Genomic DNA, 18,766 nt, shown 5'->3' with positions numbered 1-18,766 from the left:
GACTGGATTGGATGGAAACCTTAAGGAGCAATCATGAGTGTGTGGCAACGGAATCCGGAAATCAGCGAGCTGAATGACACCCTGAAAAATACCATCGGTGAGGTGCTCGATATTCGTTTTGAGGGTTACACCGAGAACAGCCTCACGGCCAGCATGGCGGTCGATTCACGGACTCATCAACCCTACGGCTTGCTGCACGGCGGGGCGTCGGTGGTGCTGGCGGAAACACTTGGCTCCACCGCCAGTTACCAATGCATCGACCCCAAGCAGTTTTACTGCGTTGGCCTTGAGGTGAATGCCAACCACCTGCGCGGCTTGCGCAGTGGCCGCGTTACCGCAGTCGCACATCCCGTGCACATCGGCCGTACCACGCATGTTTGGGACATTCGCCTGAGTGGTGACGATGGCAAGACCAGTTGTATTTCAAGGTTGACCGTTGCGGTGGTGCCATTGGGCAGCCAGCCGCCGAAATCTTGATTAGCTGACGATGCACGCGCCATGGTGCTCTGCCATGGCGCAGTTGGCATCATCACTGGCGTTTACAGTGGTTGTCAGCACCTTGGAGCTGCCGGACAATTTGCGCAGTTAATACAAGGTTGAGTGATTGATGAGTCAGGCTATTTTCTTTGCCCACGCCAACGGTTTTCCGTCGGCCACTTACAGCCCTTTGTTCGCCGCACTGGCTCCTGAGTATCAGGTGAATTACCTGGCGCAACATGGCCATGACCGGCGTTTTCCGGTCAACGCCAACTGGCACAGCCTGGTTGAGGAGTTGATTCATCACCTGCAAGACCGAGTTCAACAAAGCGGCGAGCCAGTCTGGGGCGTAGGGCATTCCCTCGGCGGATTGCTGCACTACCACGCCGCCTTGCTCCAGCCGCAGCTTTATCGTGGCGTGGTGATGCTCGATTCGCCCGTGCTGACCACCCTCGATCAGGTGGTGCTGCGCGCGGCCAAACGCTTTGGCTTTATTGATCATCTGACGCCTGCCGGGCGCACGCTGGGCAGGCGTGAAGAGTTCAGCGACAGCCAGGAAGCGCACCGTTACTTTGCCGGCAAAAGCTTGTTCCGCGGTTTCCATCCCGACTGCCTGAATGCTTATATCGAACACGGCCTGCACGAGGTGGATGGGCGTCTGCGGCTGCGTTTCGATCCGGCTACCGAGATCAGCATTTACCGCAATGTGCCGCATACAAGTCCAGGCCAACCGCAACATTTGCAGGTGCCGCTGGCCATCGTGCGGGGCGAGCAGAGTCGGGTGGTATTGCCGCATATGAGCCGCAAGGTTCGCCGTGCGGCCGTGGGTGAAACCTTCACGCTCCCGGGCGGGCATATGTTCCCGCTCGAGCAGCCGGATACCACCGCGCTTCTGTTGAAGAAGCTGCTGACCCGCTGGGCGCAAACTGCGCAGCATAAGGAGAGCGCATGAGCGCGACAGTAGAAGAGGTACGCATCAGCCTGCCGCACACCGAACTCGCGGCGCACATTTACGGCCCTGAAGATGGCCTGCCGGTGATTGCGCTGCATGGCTGGCTGGATAACGCCGCAAGCTTTGCCCGATTGGCGCCGAAGCTTACCGGTTTGCGCATCGTCGCCCTAGACTTCGCCGGTCATGGGCATTCTGATCATCGCCCTGCGGGAACCAGTTATGACATCTGGGATTACGTTTATGACGTGCTCGCCGTCGCCGACCAAATGGGCTGGCAGCGGTTCTCTCTGCTGGGGCATTCGATGGGCGCAATCGTATCGGTGTTAATGGCCGGTGCATTGCCGGAGCGCATAGAGCGCCTGGCGTTGATTGATGGTCTTGTGCCTTTTACCGGTGAAGCCGATGAGGCGCCGGAGCGCATGGGCAAGGCATTGCGCGATCTTATGGCCGTCGGCAACAAGCGCAAGCCGGTTTACCGAGAGTTTGACCGGGCTGTCGAGGCGCGCATGACCGGTATGATCGGCGTCAGCCGTGAGGCTGCCGAGTTGCTGGCCCAGCGCGGACTGATGCCGGTCCCTGGCGGCTATACTTGGCGTACGGACAGCCGTTTGATGCTGCCCTCGGTGATGCGGCTGACACAAGCGCACGCGCGCGCCTTCATCAGTCGGGTGCAGTGCCCGGCACATCTGATCATTGCCGAAAGCGGCTCGTTGAGTCGTCATGAGACTGTGCTGGAGTGGTTGGACGCTGCGTATTTCACTGTCACCACGTTGTCGGGCGGGCACCATCTGCACGTGGATGACGAGGCCGGAGCGCAACGTGTAGCAGACTGTTTCAAAGGATTCTTGCATCCATCTTGACTTGGTCAGGGCAACTGGGGAAAGGTGGGGGCGAATGCAATGGAGAAACGCATGATCGATTTTTACACCGCCGCCACACCCAACGGTCAAAAAGTGGCAATTGCACTGGAAGAACTGCAACTGCCCTATGAAGTCCATGCGCTTAGCTTCGAGCAAAAACAACAGAAGTCGCCCGCGTTTTTGAAGATCAATCCGAACGGGCGAATCCCGGCGATCATCGACCGTGAGAATGATGATTTTGTGGTGTTTGAGTCTGGCGCGGTGTTGCTCTATCTCGCCGAGAAAACCGGCCAACTCATGCCGACCGACGCCAAGGGACGCTCGCAGGTGATTCAGTGGTTGATGTTCCAGATGGGCGGGATCGGCCCGATGCAAGGTCAAGCCAATGTGTTTTACCGCTATCTGCCGGAAAAAATTCAGGTTGGCATCGAGCGTTATCAAAACGAAACCCGCCGCCTGTATGAAGTGCTGAATACCAAGCTGGGCGAATCCGAGTTTATTGCCGGCGACTACAGCATTGCGGACATTGCAACATTTCCCTGGGTGCGCCAGTACGACTGGGCCGGTGTCTCGGTTGAGGGCCTGGATAACCTGCAGCGCTGGTTGAAAACGGTCGATCAGCGTGCTGCGGTGCAGCGCGGTTTGCTGGTGCCCAAACCTGCGGATAAAGCGCAGTCCACTCAACAGACGATGGCCCGCTAATGGTGCGCTCAACTGGTTTGAAACTGCTCTGCAGCGCGTTGTTGGCAGCCGCCTGCGTGAGCGCAAATGGCGCGGCGAATGATGTCGCGGGAAGCCGTGATCTTGAAATTTTGCCGCGCTTTGCGGGCAGCAAGATTGTTAATTTTGACGAAGAGGCCGAGCAGGAACGGATCTATCCGCAAGGTTCTATTCGCCGAATCAGCGGGCGGCTGCGTTATGAAAATTCGATTGAGGCCACCGGCACCCGAATTGCGCTGACCTACCAATTGCCCTCCACACACAGCTCCGATGAGGTGTTCAACAAGGCCCGCGAAGATGTGCTGAAACAAGGCAGCGAATTGCTCTATTGGTGCCAGGGGCGTGATTGTGGCGCCAGCAGCCTGTGGGCCAACTCGGTGTTCGGCGAGTCGGGTTTATACGGTCCGGATGATCAGCAGGCGTATGCCTTGCTGAAACTGGCAGCGCCGCAAGACAACCAACTGGTTGCGCTGTACAGCATTACCCGGGGCAACCGCCGGGCCTATCTGCACGCCGAATTGTTCACGGCCAATGCGACGCTGGCCGAAGTGCTGCCAACGCCGGCAACACTCATGCGCCAACTGCGTGTGACCGGCACGCTGGAATTGTCTGCACATGAACAGCCGACCGAGGATTGGGTGACTGTGGTTGCCCGCGCGCTGAATCTCGACAGCACCATGCGTGTGACCTTGGCAGGCCCGCAGGCCGAAGCATGGCGAGAGGCGTTGGTCGAGGCGCGGGTTCGTGCTGCGCGCCTTGAGTTGGATGATGATCAGGTGCAAGGGTTACGGCTCAACGTACTGCGTTGAACCCGCAGGCTCAATCTGCATCAAATTGCCAGTAGGCGACTGTCGTTTCGCTGTCGCTTCACTGGCGGTTAGCACTACTATTGCGTACTTACCCCTAAAAGCCCTGTGCATTCGCATGGGGCTTGTGCGTTGTTAACCTGCTGGAGCGGTGCATGCTCAATAATGATCGATTGCTGGTGCAAATCCTTTTGCTTGGATTGCTGGGCGCCAGCTTGTGGGTGCTTGCGCCGTTTTGGGGGGCTTTGTTCTGGGCCGCAGTTCTGGCGTTTGCGAGCTGGCCGGTCATGCGCTTCATGACTCATCTGTTGCGCGGTCGCGAGGCGCTGGCAGCGGCCATCCTGACATTTTGCTGGTTTGTGCTGGTGGCCGTGCCGCTGGGTTTTCTCGGATTCAATCTGGCAGATCACGTGCGTGAAGCCGTCACGCTGGTCAAAAGCTTGCAGCTTACCGGCCTGCCGCCTGCGCCCGACTGGTTGGCGAGTATTCCACTGGCTGGCGACTGGATGATTCGCGCCTGGAATACGGTGGATGAGCAGGGCGCCCAGTTGTTTGCCACGCTGCAACCGTATCTGGGGCAGATCGGTAACTGGCTTTTGGGCCGCAGTGCGCGCATTGGCAGTAACGTGCTCGAACTCGGCCTGAGCTTGATTCTGTTGTTCTTCTTTTATCGTGATGGCCCGCGTCTCGCGGCATTTGCCGAAAGCCTGCTGGAGCGATTGATCGACGAGCGCGCCGAACATTACCGGGACTTGATTGCCGGCACCGTGCAACGCGTCGTCAATGGCGTCATCGGTACTGCCGTGGCGCAAGCGGTGCTGGCGTATATCGGCTTCTTGATTGCCGGTATTCCGGGCGCGCTGCTGCTCGGCGTGCTGACATTTGGCTTCAGTCTGATCATGGTTCCGCCACTCATCTGGGGCCCAGCCGTTGCATGGCTGGCCTGGCAGGGCAGTGTCGGCATGGCGATTTTTCTGGGTGCATGGGGCGTGCTGATCATCAGCGGCGTCGACAACATTCTCAAACCCTACCTGATCAGCCGCGGCGGCAACCTGCCATTGGTTGTCGTGCTGCTCGGGGTATTCGGCGGCATATTAGCCTTCGGCTTCATGGGCCTGTTCCTCGGCCCAACCCTGCTCGCAGTCGCCTACAACCTGCTTACAGACTGGGTTGCTGGGAAGCCGGTTGCTGGCCCCCCTGCGCCAAGCGTCATTGTGCCCGGCGACTCAGCCCTGACCACTCCGACACCCACTGAAAAGCAAATCTAAACCCACCAGGCAGACCAACCGGCAGGCTGATTCCTCAGCCTGCCAAACCACCATTAGCCGTGGTAGTTGCCGTTCTCGTAACGGTCCAGCGTGTCGCTGGCAATCTGCCGTCCGAGCATGATCAGTTCCGGTGCCTTGTAGAACTCGAAGAACCGGCATGCACGCTTGGGCACGTTAATCAGGATATCGGGCGGATAGCCCGCAATCTTGTACTGCGCAAGCGAGGTCTGCATGACTTCAAAGCTCTGGTTGATCAATTCGAGCAACGAGGCGGGTCCGGAAATGTCCGCGACTCGCGAGCCGCTGGCGGAAACCGGCGCGCCTTCTTCCTCGGGCTCGGCACGCACTTTACCGGGTGACCGGTAAACCGCATCGGCTTCACTCTGATCTTCGAGCAGCAACAGTTCGTCATCAGCACCACCTTTGCGCCGGAACTGCGGCAGTTTGGTGCTCAGCGATAGCATCAATTGATCAAAGCGGCCCTTGAAGGCGTCGGGGCGCTCAATGACTGGCAACTGATAATTTTGCTGATTGGTCGAGTTGAGATTGACCGCAATGATCAGATCGCAGTGGCTGGAAACCACCGGCACGATAGGCAGTGGATTCAGCAGGCCGCCATCGACCAGCATGCGCTTGCCCTGAATCACCGGCGTGAACAGGCTGGGGATTGCCGCCGATGCACGCATGGCCTGATGCAGTGAGCCTTCCTGAAACCAGATTTCCTGTTGGTTGGTCAGGTCTGTGGCCACTGCCGTGAAGGGAATGGCCAGGTCTTCGATATTGATATCGCCGACGATTTCGCGGATGTGCCCGAACACCTTTTCACCGCGGATGGCGCCCAGCCGGAAGCTCACGTCAATCAGGCGCAATACATCCAGATAATCCAGGCTCTGGGTCCACTCGCTGTATTCCTTGAGCTTGCCAGCCGCAAAAATGCCGCCAACCACAGCTCCCATCGAACAGCCGGCTACGCAGGAAATATCATAGCCACGGGCTTGCAACTCCTCGATCACCCCAATGTGCGCATAGCCACGAGCCCCGCCGGAGCCGAGTACCAGTGCAACTCTTTTTTTGGTCAATTTCGTCCCCTAAATAACAAACGCGCAGAGACGCGGGCGCAAAAATATAGTCGTTCAGCAACCCGCCGCACCAGAGGTAAACCGGCACGCATGCGCGATATTGCTGCAGATAATGGGCCAGAAAACCAAGCCCACGCGTCATCATACGCGTCATTATCAGATTAGCCTCGCCACGCATCACCTGATCTTTGTTCTGCACGCAAACGTCGTCCCCGTTAACATAAAGATTTGGCCCAGACAGGCGCTTGAATCGCGAGCGTTGTGCGCGTATTTGCTAGAATGCCGCCGCCCGTCGACGAGAACAGAGGATTTATGAGCGAGCCCATTCGTTTGACCCAATACAGCCACGGCGCCGGTTGTGGTTGCAAGATTTCTCCCAAAGTCCTCGATGTGATCCTCGCCGGGAGCGGGGCGCAGAACCTCGACCCCAATTTGTGGGTGGGCAATGCCTCGCGCGATGACGCGGCGGTCTACGGCATTGATGGTGAGCGTGGCGTGGTCTCGACTACCGACTTTTTTATGCCGATTGTCGATGATCCTTATGACTTCGGGCGTATTGCTGCCACCAACGCGATCAGCGATATCTACGCCATGGGCGGTGATCCGTTAATGGCAATCGCCATTCTCGGCTGGCCAGTCAATGTGCTGGCCCCTGAGGTTGCCCGTGAGGTCATCCGTGGCGGCCGTGCGGTCTGCGACGAAGCCGGGATTACCCTGGCGGGCGGCCATTCGATTGACGCCCCTGAGCCAATCTTCGGCTTGGCGGTAACTGGCTTGGTCGAGAAGCGCTACATGAAGCGCAACGACACCGCGACGTTGGGCTGCAAGCTGTACCTGACCAAACCCCTGGGCATCGGCATTCTGACTACGGCCGAGAAAAAGGCCAAGCTGCGCGAAGCTGACATTGGCCTGGCACGCGACTGGATGTGCACCCTGAACAAGGCTGGCAGTCATTTCGGCAAATTGGCTGGCGTCACCGCCATGACCGACGTCACCGGCTTCGGCCTGCTCGGTCATCTACTGGAAATAGCCGAGGGCAGCGGTCTGACGGCCGAGGTCGAATATGCCCGTGTACCGCGTATTGAAAGCGTTGAGTATTACCTCGATCAGGGCTGCATTCCGGGCGGCACCTTACGTAACTTCGACAGCTACGGCGAAAAAATTGCGCCGTTGCCTGAGTTGCACAAACTGCTGCTGTGCGACCCGCAAACCAGTGGCGGTTTGCTGGTTGCGGTAACGCCAGAAGGCGAGGCTGAGTTTCTCGCCTGTGCGCAAGGGCTGAACCTGCAATTGCAGCCGATTGGCCAGCTGCGCGAGCGACAGACCTACGCTGTCGAGGTTATCTGATGCGCGACAATTGCAGCGATTACCGGCAGATCTTCCTCAATGACAGCCCGATGATGGACGCCCGCGCGCCCGTGGAATTTAACAAGGGCGCGTTTCCCAATGTGGTGAATTTGCCGTTGATGACCGACATCGAGCGGCAGAAGGTCGGCACCTGCTACAAACAGCACGGTCAGGACGCCGCTATCAAGCTGGGCCATCAATTGGTGCAAGGTAAAACGCGCGAGGAACGGGTGCAGCGTTGGGCTGAGTTTGCCACCGCCAATCCCAATGGTTACCTCTATTGTTTTCGCGGTGGCCTGCGCTCGCAACTGGTTCAGGAATGGCTGAAAAGCGATGCCGGTATCGAGTATCCGCGCGTCGTGGGCGGCTACAAAGCCATGCGCAATTTCCTCATCGACACGACAGATCAGGCCGTGGCGCAGTGTAATTTCGTGTTGGTCGGCGGCATGACCGGCACCGGCAAGACCGAAGTGATCGCCCAGCTCGGCAACAGCCTTGACCTTGAAGGCCATGCTAATCACCGGGGCTCAAGTTTTGGCAAACGCGCCACCGGGCAGCCGATGCAGATTGATTTTGAGAATGCCCTGGCCATCGACATTCTGAAGAAGCGCAACGCCGGCATGGAGCAGTTTGTTCTTGAGGATGAAGGACGCATCATCGGCAAGTGCTCGTTACCGCTGCCACTGTACGAAGGCATGCAGCACTTTCCGCTGGTATGGCTCGAAGACAGCGTGGAAGGTCGAACAACGCGCATTCTTCAAGATTATGTCATCGACTTGAGTGCAGAGTTCATTAACCTGCAGGGCGCTGAAGAAGGCTTCAAAGCCTTTGCTGAGCGTTTAATGCAAAGCTTGACTAACATTCAAAAGCGTTTGGGCGGTGAGCGTTATCAACGTCTGGCCGCCATTATGCAGCAGGCGCTGCTGGAGCAGGAAACGCAGGGCGATGTAAGCCTTCACCGGCAATGGATAGAAACTTTGCTGGTTGAGTATTACGACCCGATGTATGTGTTTCAGCGAGAGAACAAAGCGGGGCGTATCGAGTTCGTTGGCGAGCAAGCCGCAATTGTCGAGTTTCTGCAACATCGCGCTGCTAAATGAACCTCAGGTAAACACTGCTGGTCAATGAATCATCACAATTGCTAAACGGAGTTGCACACATGAAATCGATTTTTTGCATAGCGCTGATGGCTGCCGCACTGGTTGGCTGTGCAGGTAAAACTGATTATCGCAATTCGTGCGGGAGCCAACTGGATGCCGCATGGCATGATCTGGATTTGGCCAAGGCTGAAGGTTTTGCTGGCACCGTCAGCTATTCCAAAGCACTGTCGCTGCTGACCGCCGCGAAAACCCAGCAGCAATTTGAAGCCTATGAAGGCTGCACCAGCAAGGCCAAAAAAGCCCAGTTCTACATTGATGAGTCCCGCGCGGGTCGTTAAGCCCCGGCAATTGTTTAATCCGTTGGAGGAAAACTGGATGGAGTTGGATTTTAGCCAGTTGGCGCCCCTCGATGCTTATCGCTGGCTGGCCTCGACCGTTACCCCAAGGCCCATTGCCTGGGTGTCGAGCATCTCCCGGGAAGGCGTCAGCAATCTGGCTCCATTCAGTTTCTTTCAGGTGATCAGTGATGAGCCACCCACGCTGATGGTGAACGTCAACCATCACGGTGACGGCAGCCTCAAAGACACCTTGCGCAATGTGCAGGCCACGGGTGAGTTGGTCATTCAATTGGTCAGCTTTGCTCAAGCCGAGCAAATGAATGCCAGCTCTGCCGGGTTTGAGCACGGCGTCAGCGAGTTCGAGCGGTGCCAGATTGGCAGCACTGCCAGCCGCCTGATCGCACCGCCGCGAGTTACGGACTCGGTAATTGCTTTCGAGTGCAAGGTTGCAGAAATCCAGCCGTATCCGCGCGACAAGCCGAACTGCCACATGATTTTCGCGCAGGTACTGTTGGCGCATGTCAGCGACGCCGTACTCAATGACAAGGGCCGCGTAGACCCGCACAAGATGGACCTGATTGGCCGTTTGGGCGGCGCTGCCTATACCCGCACCCTTGAAACATTCGAAATGGTCAGACCCGGCTAAAGTTCACTGTTTTGTGATTAATCATTACGCGGGCCTTTGCCCCGGACGCGGCTGCCAGTAGCATCGAGACACTTGCATAAGGAGTGTTCGATGCGCAGAAAACTGGAAGCTTGCCTTGAGGCCGTCAATCAGGTCTTGCTGGGTAAAGAACCTCAGGTAAGGCTGGCGCTGGCTTGCTTGTTGGCGCGGGGCCACCTGCTTATCGAAGACTTGCCCGGCATGGGCAAAACCACCCTCAGTCATGCCTTGGCCAAGGTGCTTGGCCTGAGCTTTCAGCGCGTGCAGTTCACCTCCGATCTATTGCCGGGCGATATCCTCGGCACCTCGGTTTTCGACAAGGACTCCGGTCAGTTCACCTTCCATCCGGGGCCCATTTTTGCCGAGTTGGTGTTAGCTGACGAAATCAATCGGGCAACGCCAAAAAGCCAGAGCGCATTGCTTGAGGCCATGGAAGAGGGGCAGGTCACCATTGAGGGCGCCACGCGGCCATTGCCCGATCCTTTCTTTGTGATTGCGACGCAGAACCCGGTCAGTCAGGGCGGCACTTTTGCCTTGCCCGAATCACAGCTGGATCGCTTCCTGATGCGTCTGTCGCTCGGATACCCGGCGCGCGGCGCTGAAAAGGCGTTGTTGCTGGGTGACTCACGACGTGCGTTGCTGCCGCAAATTTCGGCCGTTCTGGATCACAGCGAATTGGCCGCGATTCAAGCTGAGGTGCCCAAGGTGCGGGTCAGCGATGCGCTGGTGGAATACGTACTGCGCCTGGTTGAGGCCACGCGCACGCAGCCGCAATTTGCTTGGGGACTGTCGCCACGGGCCAGCCTGGCATTGCTCGCCGCCTCCCGTGCATGGGCGTACTTGGCCGGGCGCGATTATGTGATCCCGGAAGACGTGCAAGCGGTGCTGCCTTCGGTAGTGGGCCATCGGCTGCGTGAGCGCGCAGATCCTTCCGGACATGGCGGCAGCACGCTGGTGCAAGGCTTGCTGCGTGAGGTCACACCTCTTTGATCGCCGCTGTGCAGGCGCGCTGGAATCGCTGGCTGACCCGGCGCTTGCCGGCTTCCAGCCGGGTGCGGCTCACTCAGCGGCGGATATTCATTGTGCCGAGCAAAGTCGGCGTGATGTTCTTGCTGGCGCTGACGTTGATGTTGCTGGCGGCCATCAACTATCAAAACAGCTTGGCCTACGCGCTGACCTTTCTGCTCGGCTCGGTGTTCATCGTGGCCATCCTGCACACCTACCGTAACCTGTCTGGTCTGGTGCTCCGCGCTGCGGGGGCTAACACCGTGTTTGTCGGTGAGCATGTGCGTTATCAGGTGACGCTGGAAAGTCTTAACCACGCGCATCAGGCGATTAGTCTGGGGTTCGCAGATGAGCCGCCGTTGATTGTGGATGTGCCGCCACAGGCGAGTACGCCGGCAGAACTGTCGCTGCTGACCACGCAACGGGGTTGGTTGAAAGCGCCAAGAATGCGCGTCGAAAGTGGCTTTCCGTTGGGCTTGTTGAAAGCCTGGAGCTGGGTCGATCTCGATCAAAAGGCGCTGGTTTACCCGCAACCGATCGCCGCTGATTTACCGCCCGTGATGGCTAGCGTTGGCGATGAAGACGAACAGGGACTGCGCGTGTCGGCCGATGGCGCCGATGACTTTCAGGGATTGCGCAGTTATCAGGCTGGCGATTCACGCAAGCGCCTGCACTGGAAGGCCTATTCGCGGGGCATGGGTTTACTGGTGAAGGATTTCGCCAGCCTCGGCGGGAGTCAAACGTGCCTGGACATCGCCGCGCTGTCGGGCGATCAAGAGTATCGGCTTTCAGTGCTTTGTTATTGGGTGCTGCAATATACCGAGCGCCACCAACCGTTTTCGCTGCGCCTTGATGATAAGCAAATTGCGGCAGACACCGGTGACATTCATTGTCAGGCCTGTTTGCGCGCATTGGCCCTGACAGGGCTCAGCCAATGAGCCAGATTCAGGTTATTCCGCGCATCAGCCTGACGTGGCTGTTGGTGGCGCAGGTATTGGTGATTCTACCGCACCTGAGTCACTTGCCGCTGTGGGTGATCGGCTTGTGGTTGGCTTGTGCGGCCTGGCGCGTGCAGATATTTCGCATGCGCGCCAATTACCCGAGCACGCTGCTCAAGTTAGGACTGATGATCGCCACTGGCTGCGGGGTGTTTCTCAGTCGGGGCAGCTTGATTGGCCTGGATGCCGGCGTGGTGCTGTTGGTGGGTGCGTTTATTCTCAAGTTACTCGAGATGCGCACGCGCCGTGATGCTCTGGTGCTGATATTTCTGGGCTTCTTTGTGGTGGTTACCGCTTACCTGTTTGATGACAGCATTACCGCGGCGCTGTACAGCGTGCTGCCAGTCACCGCGCTTCTCGCCGGGCTTATCGGTTTGCAGCAAAGCAGCCTCGCCAGCCGTCCGTGGGACACGGCAAAGTTAGCCGCAGGACTGATGTTGCAGGCGCTGCCGATTATGCTGTTGCTGTTCGTGTTCTTTCCGCGCATCGGTCCACTCTGGTCGTTGCCCATGCCCGGCGGGAATGCGGTAACCGGGCTGTCCGACAGTATGACGCCAGGCGATATTGCCGATTTGAGCCGCTCCGGCGCGTTGGCGTTCAGGGCCAGTTTTGACGGCGAGGTGCCGCCGCGAACCGAGTTGTATTGGCGGGCGCTGACCTTGGACCGTTTCGATGGCAGGCGCTGGTCGCAATCCTCAACACTGAATTATTCGCCCTCGCCAGACTGGCAGAAGGTCGGTGATCCAGTGAGCTACAGCATCGTCATGCAGCCCAGCTCTCAGCCTTGGCTATTTGCATTGGATGTGGCCGAGACGTCATTGCCGCAGACCCGGCAATTGAGTGATTTCCGCTTGCAGCGCAGCAAGCCGGTCGAACGCAGTTTGCTCTATCAAGTGACCTCGTGGCCGCAAGCCCTGCGCGAACCGCACGGTTCAAGCACCGGCTTGCGTCGCGCCCTGCAATTGCCCGCCAACGTCGATCCGCGCAGCCGCCAGTGGGCGCGGGAGTTGCGCCAGCAATATCCGCAGGATGAGCAGTTGGTCAATGCGCTGCTTAAGCACTTCAATCAGCAACCGTTTGTTTATACCTTGCGGCCGCCGCAGATGAGCCGTGACAGTGTCGATGACTTTCTATTCGACACGCGCCGGGGGTTCTGTGCCCACTATGCAGGCGCCATGACCTTTGTCCTGCGCGCCGCCGGCATCCCGTCCCGCGTGGTGACGGGGTATCAGGGCGGCGAGTACAACCCCAACGGCAATTACGTGCAGGTTCGCCAGTTCGACGCCCACGCCTGGGTTGAATACTGGCAGCCAGATCGAGGTTGGGTGAGTGTCGACCCGACGTTTCAGGTGGCGCCCGAACGTATAGAGTCCGGCCTTGAGCAAGCGCTGGCCGGTGAGGAAAGCTTCATGGAAGGTTCGCCGTTCTCGCCGTTACGTTTTCGCAAGCTGGCCTGGCTCAACCAAATCCGTCTGGCCTGGGATAATCTCAATTACAGCTGGCAGCGTTGGGTGCTTGGGTATCAGGGCGCACAGCAACTTGAGCTGTTACAGCGCTGGTTCGGGCGCGTAGAGGCGCGTGAGCTGATCATCAGTCTGGTCGGCGGTGGCGCACTGTTTTTAGCGTTCATCGCTCTGTGGTTATTCAAACCATGGATACGCAACGGCGCGCCTGAGCAGCGTTTGTTCAGCCAGTTCGAGCGCTTGCTGAGGCGCCACGGGATTTATCGCAAAGCTGGTGAAGTCCCGGGGCATTTTGCCCGGCGTGCAGCAATTGCCTTGCCGCGTCAGGCGCCAGAAATCATTCAGTTCTATCGCTCATTCGAGGCGCAGTATTACGCGGGTCAGTCGGTTGATCCCAAGCTGTTGCGCAGTCAGCTACGTCAATTACGCCGCGCGTTGCCACTGCGCTTGAGCCGGCTTGATCGCCAGCAATGAACCCGTGCTGGCAATGAGCTAGTCTGATGCAAGCATAATGCTGCGAGGGAGTGACACTTGAGCGCGTTGACCAAGGATTTACGGGAGCAGGTGATTCGTTTGCATGTGGCAATTATTGCCTGTGTTGAACGTGTCAGGGCAAGAACCGATGCCGAGGCTTTGCACGATCTGCGAATCAATCTGCGTAAGCTGCGCGGCCTGCTCAAACCGGTGGGGGATCGCGCCAGTTGCATGGAACTGCTGAGAAGCGCGGCGGCGCTCGGCACCCTTACCGGCCCATTGCGCGATCTGGAAGTGCTTGAGGCCGAGCTGTGGCGTTTGGGCGACCAGCAGGCGGCTAGTGCCCGCGCAGAGCGTGTGGTGCAGGGCTACGCAGGTGTTGCTTGCAGTCAGCAGACGCTTGAGTTATTGCAGGCATTAGAGGCCTGGCCGGCAGACTGGTTGGCCAGCGAGCTGCAAGGCGAACTCAAGCAGCTTCGCGCGCATCTTCACAAGCGTTTGCGCAAAGACCAGCAGCGCCTGCGGACGCTGCTGCACAGCGAGGCACTGGACTGGCATGAGCTGCGCTTGCTGGTCAAACGTGTTCGTTACGGCGCCGAGGCGTATCCACAACTCTGCGGTTTATCGGCCCGCCAGCAGGCAACATTGAAGCGGGCGCAATCTTCCTTAGGCACTTGGCACGATCACTTGCAGTGGTTGCACCGCGCTGAAACGGAGCCGGATCTGCAGGCTTGCGCCGGCGTCTGGTCTGCCAGCCTGCAAGGGTGCGAGCAGGCATGCACGGATGTCGTGGTGCGGTTACAGGCGCAAATGGCCTGAATCACTGGCGCACAAACAGAGGGCTTTTAAGCCTTTTGTTCGGCGCATCCGGTCAGCTTTGGCGTGGCCGGTAATCTGCACGCCTTAAGCGACGTGGCTTGTCATGCATACCGCGAATTTGAGCCTTTTCGAGATACCTTCGCAAATGCGCTGAAGTCTCATAGACTCGCGCAATGGATCAGGACGAGGCTTTTATGACTTTCACGCAATTGCTGACAGCCGTTCGCGGCGGTACTAACGAGGTTGTTATTCCTTCGCTCTGGGCGCAGGGACGTGCCAGCTTTGGTGGCCTGGTCGCTGCCCTCGTGTATCAGGCCATGCGCAATAAAGTGGCGCAAGGGCGTCAGGTTCGCTCGCTGGCGATTACCTTTGTCGGTCCGGTTGCGCCCGATGTGCCAGTGAGTTTTGAAGTTGAAGTGCTGCGCGAAGGCAAAGCGGTTTCTCAGGTCATGGGCCGTGCTGTGCAGAATGGTCAAGTGATGACGCTGATTCAGGGCAGCTTTGGCGCCGCGCGCGAATCCATTATCAGCGTCGGCGCGTTGCCGGCTCCGCAAATCGCGGCGCCAGAGGCCTGTACCGAGTTGCCCTATATCGAGGGCGTTACCCCCGAGTTCATCCGTTTTCTGGCCATGCGCTGGGGGATTGGCGGTATGCCTTACACGCGCAATGAGGACCGTGAAATGGGCGGCTGGGTGCGTTTGCGCGGTGAGGATCAGGTTTGCAGCATTGATGAGGCGCACATTCTGGCGCTGGTGGATGCCTGGCCGCCGGCCTTGCTGCCGCGCCTGAGCACGCCTGCGCCCGGCAGCTCGCTGACCTGGACCATCGAATTCATGCAGCCGGTTGCCGAGTTAACAACGCTGGACTGGTGCCTATACCGCGCGCAGATTGAATATGCCCGCGACGGTTATGGCCATGTCGCTGCGGCGATGTGGACGCCAAGCGGCGAGTTGATGGCTATCAGTCGACAGACAGTGGCTGTGTTTGCTTGAGTGACGGCGCTGGGCAAATGCTAATGCGGTTGCGCCCGGCGGCTTTGGCTTCATAAAGCGCCATGTCTGCGCGGTTGAGCAACTGATCGAGTGACTCATGGGTGAGCATGCTCGCCAGACCAATGCTCAGGGTCAGTGAATGGTACTGACCGTTGCCGAGCGGCAGGTGCAAGGCTTCAACGTTGCTGCGCAGGCGTTCGGCAATTGGCAATGCCTGCTCGGTACTGATATGCGGCAGCAAGACCACGAACTCCTCGCCGCCAATACGGCCGAGGATGTCATTTTCACGGACGCCTAATTGCAACTCGCTCGCCACCTTTTGCAGGGCGAGATCGCCAGCCTGATGCCCGTATTGGTCATTGATTTGCTTGAAATGGTCAATGTCGAGCATCAGCGCTACACAATGCTGTTCTATTCGCCTCGTGTAATGCAGCAACGCTTCGCCCTTGCGCCAGAACGAGTGACGGTTGTCGAGGCCTGTCAGGGCATCGGTGTTGGCCAGCGCCAACAGTGACTCTTCCATTTGTTTGCGCATGCTGATGTCATAACACCAGATCAGGTGGGCAGGGCGGCCCTTGTGTTCAAGTACGCGCCCTGAAATCACCGCGTAGTACGGTGCGCTTGGGCCCCGGAGCAGCGCCTCGAGATCATCGACCTGATTGTCGTTGATCAAGTTGGCGTGAAAGCGTTCAGCATCGGCGGGGTCGGCAAAAAACTGGGCGTACTCAAACGTAGATGAAGGGCTCAGCAAGCTCGATTGCAAGCCTTCGCTAATAAAGTAAACCTCGTCGCCGTCGGCGCTGAAGAACGCCACATCACTCGGGCTGGCTTGCAAAATCTGGTTCAGAACGCGTTGTTCTTCGCTGAGCTCAAGGGTGCGCATAGCGACCCGGTCTTCCAGCGTATGATTAAGCTCGCTCAGCCGGTTCGACAGCTGTCGGGCTTGGCGATAGTTGTAAATCAGCCTTGCAACCAGCAAGGTCGAGCCGATCAGCAAACCGATCAACGCCCAGCCAATGTAGCGAAAGCTTTTGTACAGCAGTTGGCGGTCATGATCGAGTTTGTTGGCCAGGGAGATATTGCTGGCAATCATCACCTCGTGCATGGGTTTGATCAGTGGCGCCATATCACGGTTGATCTGGATTGCCAGGCGTTGCGCGGCTTGTTCATCCGCGAAGTGTGCCTGTTTATTCCAGGTGGAGCTGAGGCTGATAATTCTTGCCAGCGCCTCATCGGCGCGCGGGCGCGGCAAGGGCAGGGCGCTGAACATTCTGCTGTCCTGGAGCATGCGGGTACTGCTGCGCAGAACCTGTATGCGGACCACTAAATCATCGCCGCTGATTTCACCTTGTTGGTATTGCCGGGCCGCTTTAAGGGTGAGCTCCATCTCGCGGGTGGTCTGATACGCGCGCCAAAGCTCACCGTGCAGGTTAGGCGCGGCAAGTTGGTTGGCTTGTTGTCCGGCCAGTAATAAGGCGGCGGTCAGCAACCCGAGCATGGTTACCACGATGAGGACCAGCACACTCAGGGCAAGGTTCTTTTGGGATCTGCTCAGCATCAATGCAGGCATCAGAAACTACTCAAAATATATGTCACTCAATTGCCAGACCGCACGGCTGTAATAAATTTGTGTGCGCAGTTCGGGGTAATCATCGAAGGGATAGATCCAGAACAGCGGGCCGGACTCGTGGACAGGCACTGATTGGCCATCGCGGGAATAGGCAATGATGGGATGGAATTTCTCGATGTCCGAGCGCGGCAGCAGTGCCGAGTACAAGTTGAGTGCCTCCAGGCGCAGACGCTTGAAGGGCGGTAACTGAACATTAAGGCTGTTGAACAGTGCTTCGGCATCGACCCCAGTCCATACAATTGGCGCTGAGTTGGGGCTGTCTTGAACCGTCAGGCTGCGCTTGGGTAATTTAGCCAGATCCTGCAAGGTGAGCTGGACCGTCTGGTCATCGCTCAGGTGTAGAATCAGTGCGGGCCTGTCGACTGGATAGGCATCACCGCCCGCGAGCGCAAGCGCAGGCAGCATTACAATGGCCATCATGGCCCAGAAATGTCGCTGTAGCGACATACGTCGTCCTCGTTGACTGCGGCGAACAAGCGGCGATCAGCCACTAACTAAGGTTCAGATGCCGCTAAAAACAAGAATGCTATTGCATTTAACGATCAGATTGCCATTCGTATCAGACGAAACGAAATAGCCTAAAAGTGACAACGTGGGTGAAAGCGCCCTAAATCAGCAGCTTGCGGGCTGGCGGCCAGTCGGTTTCAAGTTGCTACACGGTATGACAGCCAGCGCGGCGGCGCCACCTAACAGGGCCAAGGCGACGTTGGTTAGCTGAAGGCTGAGCAAACCATCAATCAGGATCAGGCTCGCCGTGAGCAGCAAGGCGCCAGCGCAGAGACGCTGCGCATGCTGTTGGATCGAGCTGGTTGGGGTATCAATAACGGCTTGGGCGGTGCTGGGCATGAGCGTTCTCCTGTGGCTGGATAAAGCTTATGCGTGAGGGCAGCGCCAAGGCGAATTGAACCTGGCTATCGACGAGATAGACCGCCGCAGGCGGCCCGGTCAGTGCTCGATATTTTGCGCGGCTGGGATAGCCGGCAGCGAGAAGAATTGCCTTGCGGTTGCAGTGGTGTGCGCGGCCAGTGTTTCGAGGCTCTCATTGCGGTGCAGCGCGACTTCACGCAGCACTTCAGTGAGGAATGCCGGTTGGTTGCGACCGTTCTTGGGTTTCGGGCGCAGGGTGCGCGGCAGCAAGAACGGCGAGTCCGTTTCCAGCATCAGGCGTCCTTTGGGGATATTGGACACCAGTGAATGCAGGTGCGTACCGCGGCGCTCATCGCAGATCCAGCCAGTGATACCAATGTGCAAGTCGAGGTCGAGATAATTGAACAGCGCCCGCTTTTCGCCGGTAAAGCAATGCACCACGGCCGCTGGCAGATGATCGCGGTAATTAGCGACTATTTCGAGCAGTCGCTGATCGGCATCGCGTTCGTGCAGGAACACCGGCATGTTCAATTCGACGGCCAGTTCCAGATGCTCTTCGAGCACTTTCTCTTGTTGCGGGCGAGGCGAGAAGTCGCGATTGAAATCCAGGCCACATTCGCCGACGGCTCGCACCTCGGGTTCACTGAGCAAATTGCGCAATTGCTGGCGGCAATCGCTGTTCCATTCACTGGCAGAGTGCGGATGAATTCCCGCCGTGGAAAAAAGTTGCTGGCCATTGGCGTCGAGTGCGCGACAAAGTTCTAGACTCAGTTCGCTTCCAGCGAGATCGGTACCGGTCAGAACCATTTGCATGACATTACTGTCATACGCGCGGCTGATTATGCTGTCCAATTGCTCGGCTAGGCTTGGGTGGGTCAGATTGACGCCAATGTCGATGAGTTGCATG

The 18,766-nt window shown here is 58.1% G+C and carries 20 protein-coding genes; 15 read left to right on the top strand and 5 right to left on the bottom strand.

Annotation, left to right across the window (positions count from 1 at the left end; all coding sequences use genetic code 11):
* The first annotated feature begins 33 nt into the window (after positions 1-33).
* From PMYSY11_RS13200 to PMYSY11_RS13175, 6 genes are all read left to right on the top strand, one after another.
* On the top strand, positions 34-477 hold the full coding sequence (locus PMYSY11_RS13200) for a hotdog fold thioesterase (protein WP_069898748.1): 444 nt from the start codon (positions 34-36) through the stop codon (positions 475-477).
* 130 nt (positions 478-607) lie between these two features.
* Entirely contained in the window at positions 608-1,429 is an 822-nt protein-coding gene (locus PMYSY11_RS13195) for an alpha/beta fold hydrolase (RefSeq protein WP_150549459.1), read from the top strand.
* Positions 1,426-2,289, top strand: a complete 864-nt coding sequence (locus tag PMYSY11_RS13190) for an alpha/beta hydrolase (protein ID WP_150549458.1) — start codon at positions 1,426-1,428, stop codon at positions 2,287-2,289. The genes PMYSY11_RS13195 and PMYSY11_RS13190 overlap by 4 nt, the downstream gene beginning before the upstream one ends.
* A gap of 51 nt (positions 2,290-2,340) precedes the next feature.
* Positions 2,341-2,991 (top strand): glutathione S-transferase family protein, encoded by a 651-nt coding sequence (locus tag PMYSY11_RS13185; protein ID WP_090508518.1) that lies wholly within the window; start codon positions 2,341-2,343, stop codon positions 2,989-2,991.
* Entirely contained in the window at positions 2,991-3,818 is an 828-nt protein-coding gene (locus PMYSY11_RS13180; protein WP_150549457.1) for a DUF4892 domain-containing protein, read from the top strand. Before PMYSY11_RS13185 ends, PMYSY11_RS13180 begins: the two co-directional genes overlap by 1 nt.
* Before the next feature lie 152 nt (positions 3,819-3,970).
* Positions 3,971-5,083: an AI-2E family transporter gene (locus PMYSY11_RS13175; protein ID WP_150549456.1), complete on the top strand. Its 1,113-nt coding sequence runs from the start codon at positions 3,971-3,973 to the stop codon at positions 5,081-5,083.
* A 53-nt stretch (positions 5,084-5,136) separates the two neighbouring features.
* Here the strand turns inward: PMYSY11_RS13175 and PMYSY11_RS13170 are convergent, their stop codons facing one another.
* Entirely contained in the window at positions 5,137-6,162 is a 1,026-nt protein-coding gene (locus PMYSY11_RS13170; RefSeq protein WP_150549455.1) for a patatin-like phospholipase family protein, read from the bottom strand.
* A 312-nt stretch (positions 6,163-6,474) separates the two neighbouring features.
* Between PMYSY11_RS13170 and selD the strand changes: the two genes are divergently transcribed.
* From selD to PMYSY11_RS13125, 9 genes are all read left to right on the top strand, one after another.
* Positions 6,475-7,509: a selenide, water dikinase SelD gene (gene selD / locus PMYSY11_RS13165; RefSeq protein WP_069898741.1), complete on the top strand. Its 1,035-nt coding sequence runs from the start codon at positions 6,475-6,477 to the stop codon at positions 7,507-7,509.
* Positions 7,509-8,609 (top strand): tRNA 2-selenouridine(34) synthase MnmH, encoded by a 1,101-nt coding sequence (gene mnmH, locus PMYSY11_RS13160; RefSeq protein ID WP_090508515.1) that lies wholly within the window; start codon positions 7,509-7,511, stop codon positions 8,607-8,609. The genes selD and mnmH overlap by 1 nt, the downstream gene beginning before the upstream one ends.
* A 59-nt stretch (positions 8,610-8,668) precedes the next feature.
* On the top strand, positions 8,669-8,947 hold the full coding sequence (locus tag PMYSY11_RS13155) for a hypothetical protein (protein WP_069898739.1): 279 nt from the start codon (positions 8,669-8,671) through the stop codon (positions 8,945-8,947).
* A gap of 37 nt (positions 8,948-8,984) precedes the next feature.
* Positions 8,985-9,593, top strand: a complete 609-nt coding sequence (locus PMYSY11_RS13150; protein WP_150549454.1) for a flavin reductase family protein — start codon at positions 8,985-8,987, stop codon at positions 9,591-9,593.
* A gap of 90 nt (positions 9,594-9,683) precedes the next feature.
* Positions 9,684-10,601: an AAA family ATPase gene (locus PMYSY11_RS13145; protein WP_069898736.1), complete on the top strand. Its 918-nt coding sequence runs from the start codon at positions 9,684-9,686 to the stop codon at positions 10,599-10,601.
* Positions 10,598-11,554 (top strand): DUF58 domain-containing protein, encoded by a 957-nt coding sequence (locus tag PMYSY11_RS13140; RefSeq protein ID WP_150549453.1) that lies wholly within the window; start codon positions 10,598-10,600, stop codon positions 11,552-11,554. Before PMYSY11_RS13145 ends, PMYSY11_RS13140 begins: the two co-directional genes overlap by 4 nt.
* The gene (locus PMYSY11_RS13135) at positions 11,551-13,551 is read left to right on the top strand and encodes a transglutaminase TgpA family protein (RefSeq protein WP_150549452.1); all 2,001 of its coding nucleotides are present in this window, start codon (positions 11,551-11,553) and stop codon (positions 13,549-13,551) included. The genes PMYSY11_RS13140 and PMYSY11_RS13135 overlap by 4 nt, the downstream gene beginning before the upstream one ends.
* Before the next feature lie 57 nt (positions 13,552-13,608).
* Positions 13,609-14,370: a CHAD domain-containing protein gene (locus PMYSY11_RS13130; RefSeq protein WP_150549451.1), complete on the top strand. Its 762-nt coding sequence runs from the start codon at positions 13,609-13,611 to the stop codon at positions 14,368-14,370.
* Between the two features lie 194 nt (positions 14,371-14,564).
* Positions 14,565-15,362 (top strand): acyl-CoA thioesterase, encoded by a 798-nt coding sequence (locus PMYSY11_RS13125; RefSeq protein ID WP_150549450.1) that lies wholly within the window; start codon positions 14,565-14,567, stop codon positions 15,360-15,362.
* Here the strand turns inward: PMYSY11_RS13125 and PMYSY11_RS13120 are convergent.
* The 4 genes from PMYSY11_RS13120 to PMYSY11_RS13105 form a co-directional block, all read right to left on the bottom strand.
* The gene (locus PMYSY11_RS13120) at positions 15,331-16,920 is read right to left on the bottom strand and encodes a GGDEF domain-containing protein (RefSeq protein ID WP_239655484.1); all 1,590 of its coding nucleotides are present in this window, start codon (positions 16,918-16,920) and stop codon (positions 15,331-15,333) included. The two genes, PMYSY11_RS13125 and PMYSY11_RS13120, sit on opposite strands and share 32 nt — an antisense overlap.
* 18 nt (positions 16,921-16,938) lie before the next feature.
* A complete protein-coding gene (locus PMYSY11_RS13115) occupies positions 16,939-17,439 on the bottom strand; it encodes a putative pterin-binding protein (protein WP_150549448.1) in 501 nt (166 codons plus the stop codon).
* A gap of 165 nt (positions 17,440-17,604) precedes the next feature.
* On the bottom strand, positions 17,605-17,838 hold the full coding sequence (locus tag PMYSY11_RS13110; protein WP_150549447.1) for a hypothetical protein: 234 nt from the start codon (positions 17,836-17,838) through the stop codon (positions 17,605-17,607).
* A gap of 99 nt (positions 17,839-17,937) precedes the next feature.
* Positions 17,938-18,765 (bottom strand): TatD family hydrolase, encoded by an 828-nt coding sequence (locus PMYSY11_RS13105; protein WP_150549446.1) that lies wholly within the window; start codon positions 18,763-18,765, stop codon positions 17,938-17,940.
* Position 18,766 lies beyond the last annotated feature (1 nt).

The organism is Pseudomonas marincola (assembly GCF_900682675.2).
Lineage (GTDB): Bacteria > Pseudomonadota > Gammaproteobacteria > Pseudomonadales > Pseudomonadaceae > Aquipseudomonas > Aquipseudomonas marincola.
Note: the sequence above shows the minus strand (reverse complement) of the source record. Positions and strands in the feature narration are given on the sequence as shown.

What these genes read in the sequence shown, in the direction of transcription:
- mnmH (WP_090508515.1), top strand. Translation starts at nt 7,509, where the DNA reads ATGCGCGACAATTGCAGCGATTACCGGCAGATCTTCCTCAATGACAGC.
- PMYSY11_RS13105 (WP_150549446.1), bottom strand. Translation starts at nt 18,765, where the DNA reads ATGCAACTCATCGACATTGGCGTCAATCTGACCCACCCAAGCCTAGCC.
- PMYSY11_RS13110 (WP_150549447.1), bottom strand. Translation starts at nt 17,838, where the DNA reads ATGCCCAGCACCGCCCAAGCCGTTATTGATACCCCAACCAGCTCGATC.
- selD (WP_069898741.1), top strand. Translation starts at nt 6,475, where the DNA reads ATGAGCGAGCCCATTCGTTTGACCCAATACAGCCACGGCGCCGGTTGT.
- PMYSY11_RS13185 (WP_090508518.1), top strand. Translation starts at nt 2,341, where the DNA reads ATGATCGATTTTTACACCGCCGCCACACCCAACGGTCAAAAAGTGGCA.
- PMYSY11_RS13155 (WP_069898739.1), top strand. Translation starts at nt 8,669, where the DNA reads ATGAAATCGATTTTTTGCATAGCGCTGATGGCTGCCGCACTGGTTGGC.
- PMYSY11_RS13120 (WP_239655484.1), bottom strand. Translation starts at nt 16,920, where the DNA reads ATGCTGAGCAGATCCCAAAAGAACCTTGCCCTGAGTGTGCTGGTCCTC.
- PMYSY11_RS13150 (WP_150549454.1), top strand. Translation starts at nt 8,985, where the DNA reads ATGGAGTTGGATTTTAGCCAGTTGGCGCCCCTCGATGCTTATCGCTGG.
- PMYSY11_RS13135 (WP_150549452.1), top strand. Translation starts at nt 11,551, where the DNA reads ATGAGCCAGATTCAGGTTATTCCGCGCATCAGCCTGACGTGGCTGTTG.
- PMYSY11_RS13115 (WP_150549448.1), bottom strand. Translation starts at nt 17,439, where the DNA reads ATGTCGCTACAGCGACATTTCTGGGCCATGATGGCCATTGTAATGCTG.
- PMYSY11_RS13125 (WP_150549450.1), top strand. Translation starts at nt 14,565, where the DNA reads ATGACTTTCACGCAATTGCTGACAGCCGTTCGCGGCGGTACTAACGAG.
- PMYSY11_RS13195 (WP_150549459.1), top strand. Translation starts at nt 608, where the DNA reads ATGAGTCAGGCTATTTTCTTTGCCCACGCCAACGGTTTTCCGTCGGCC.
- PMYSY11_RS13190 (WP_150549458.1), top strand. Translation starts at nt 1,426, where the DNA reads ATGAGCGCGACAGTAGAAGAGGTACGCATCAGCCTGCCGCACACCGAA.
- PMYSY11_RS13175 (WP_150549456.1), top strand. Translation starts at nt 3,971, where the DNA reads ATGCTCAATAATGATCGATTGCTGGTGCAAATCCTTTTGCTTGGATTG.
- PMYSY11_RS13145 (WP_069898736.1), top strand. Translation starts at nt 9,684, where the DNA reads ATGCGCAGAAAACTGGAAGCTTGCCTTGAGGCCGTCAATCAGGTCTTG.
- PMYSY11_RS13180 (WP_150549457.1), top strand. Translation starts at nt 2,991, where the DNA reads ATGGTGCGCTCAACTGGTTTGAAACTGCTCTGCAGCGCGTTGTTGGCA.
- PMYSY11_RS13200 (WP_069898748.1), top strand. Translation starts at nt 34, where the DNA reads ATGAGTGTGTGGCAACGGAATCCGGAAATCAGCGAGCTGAATGACACC.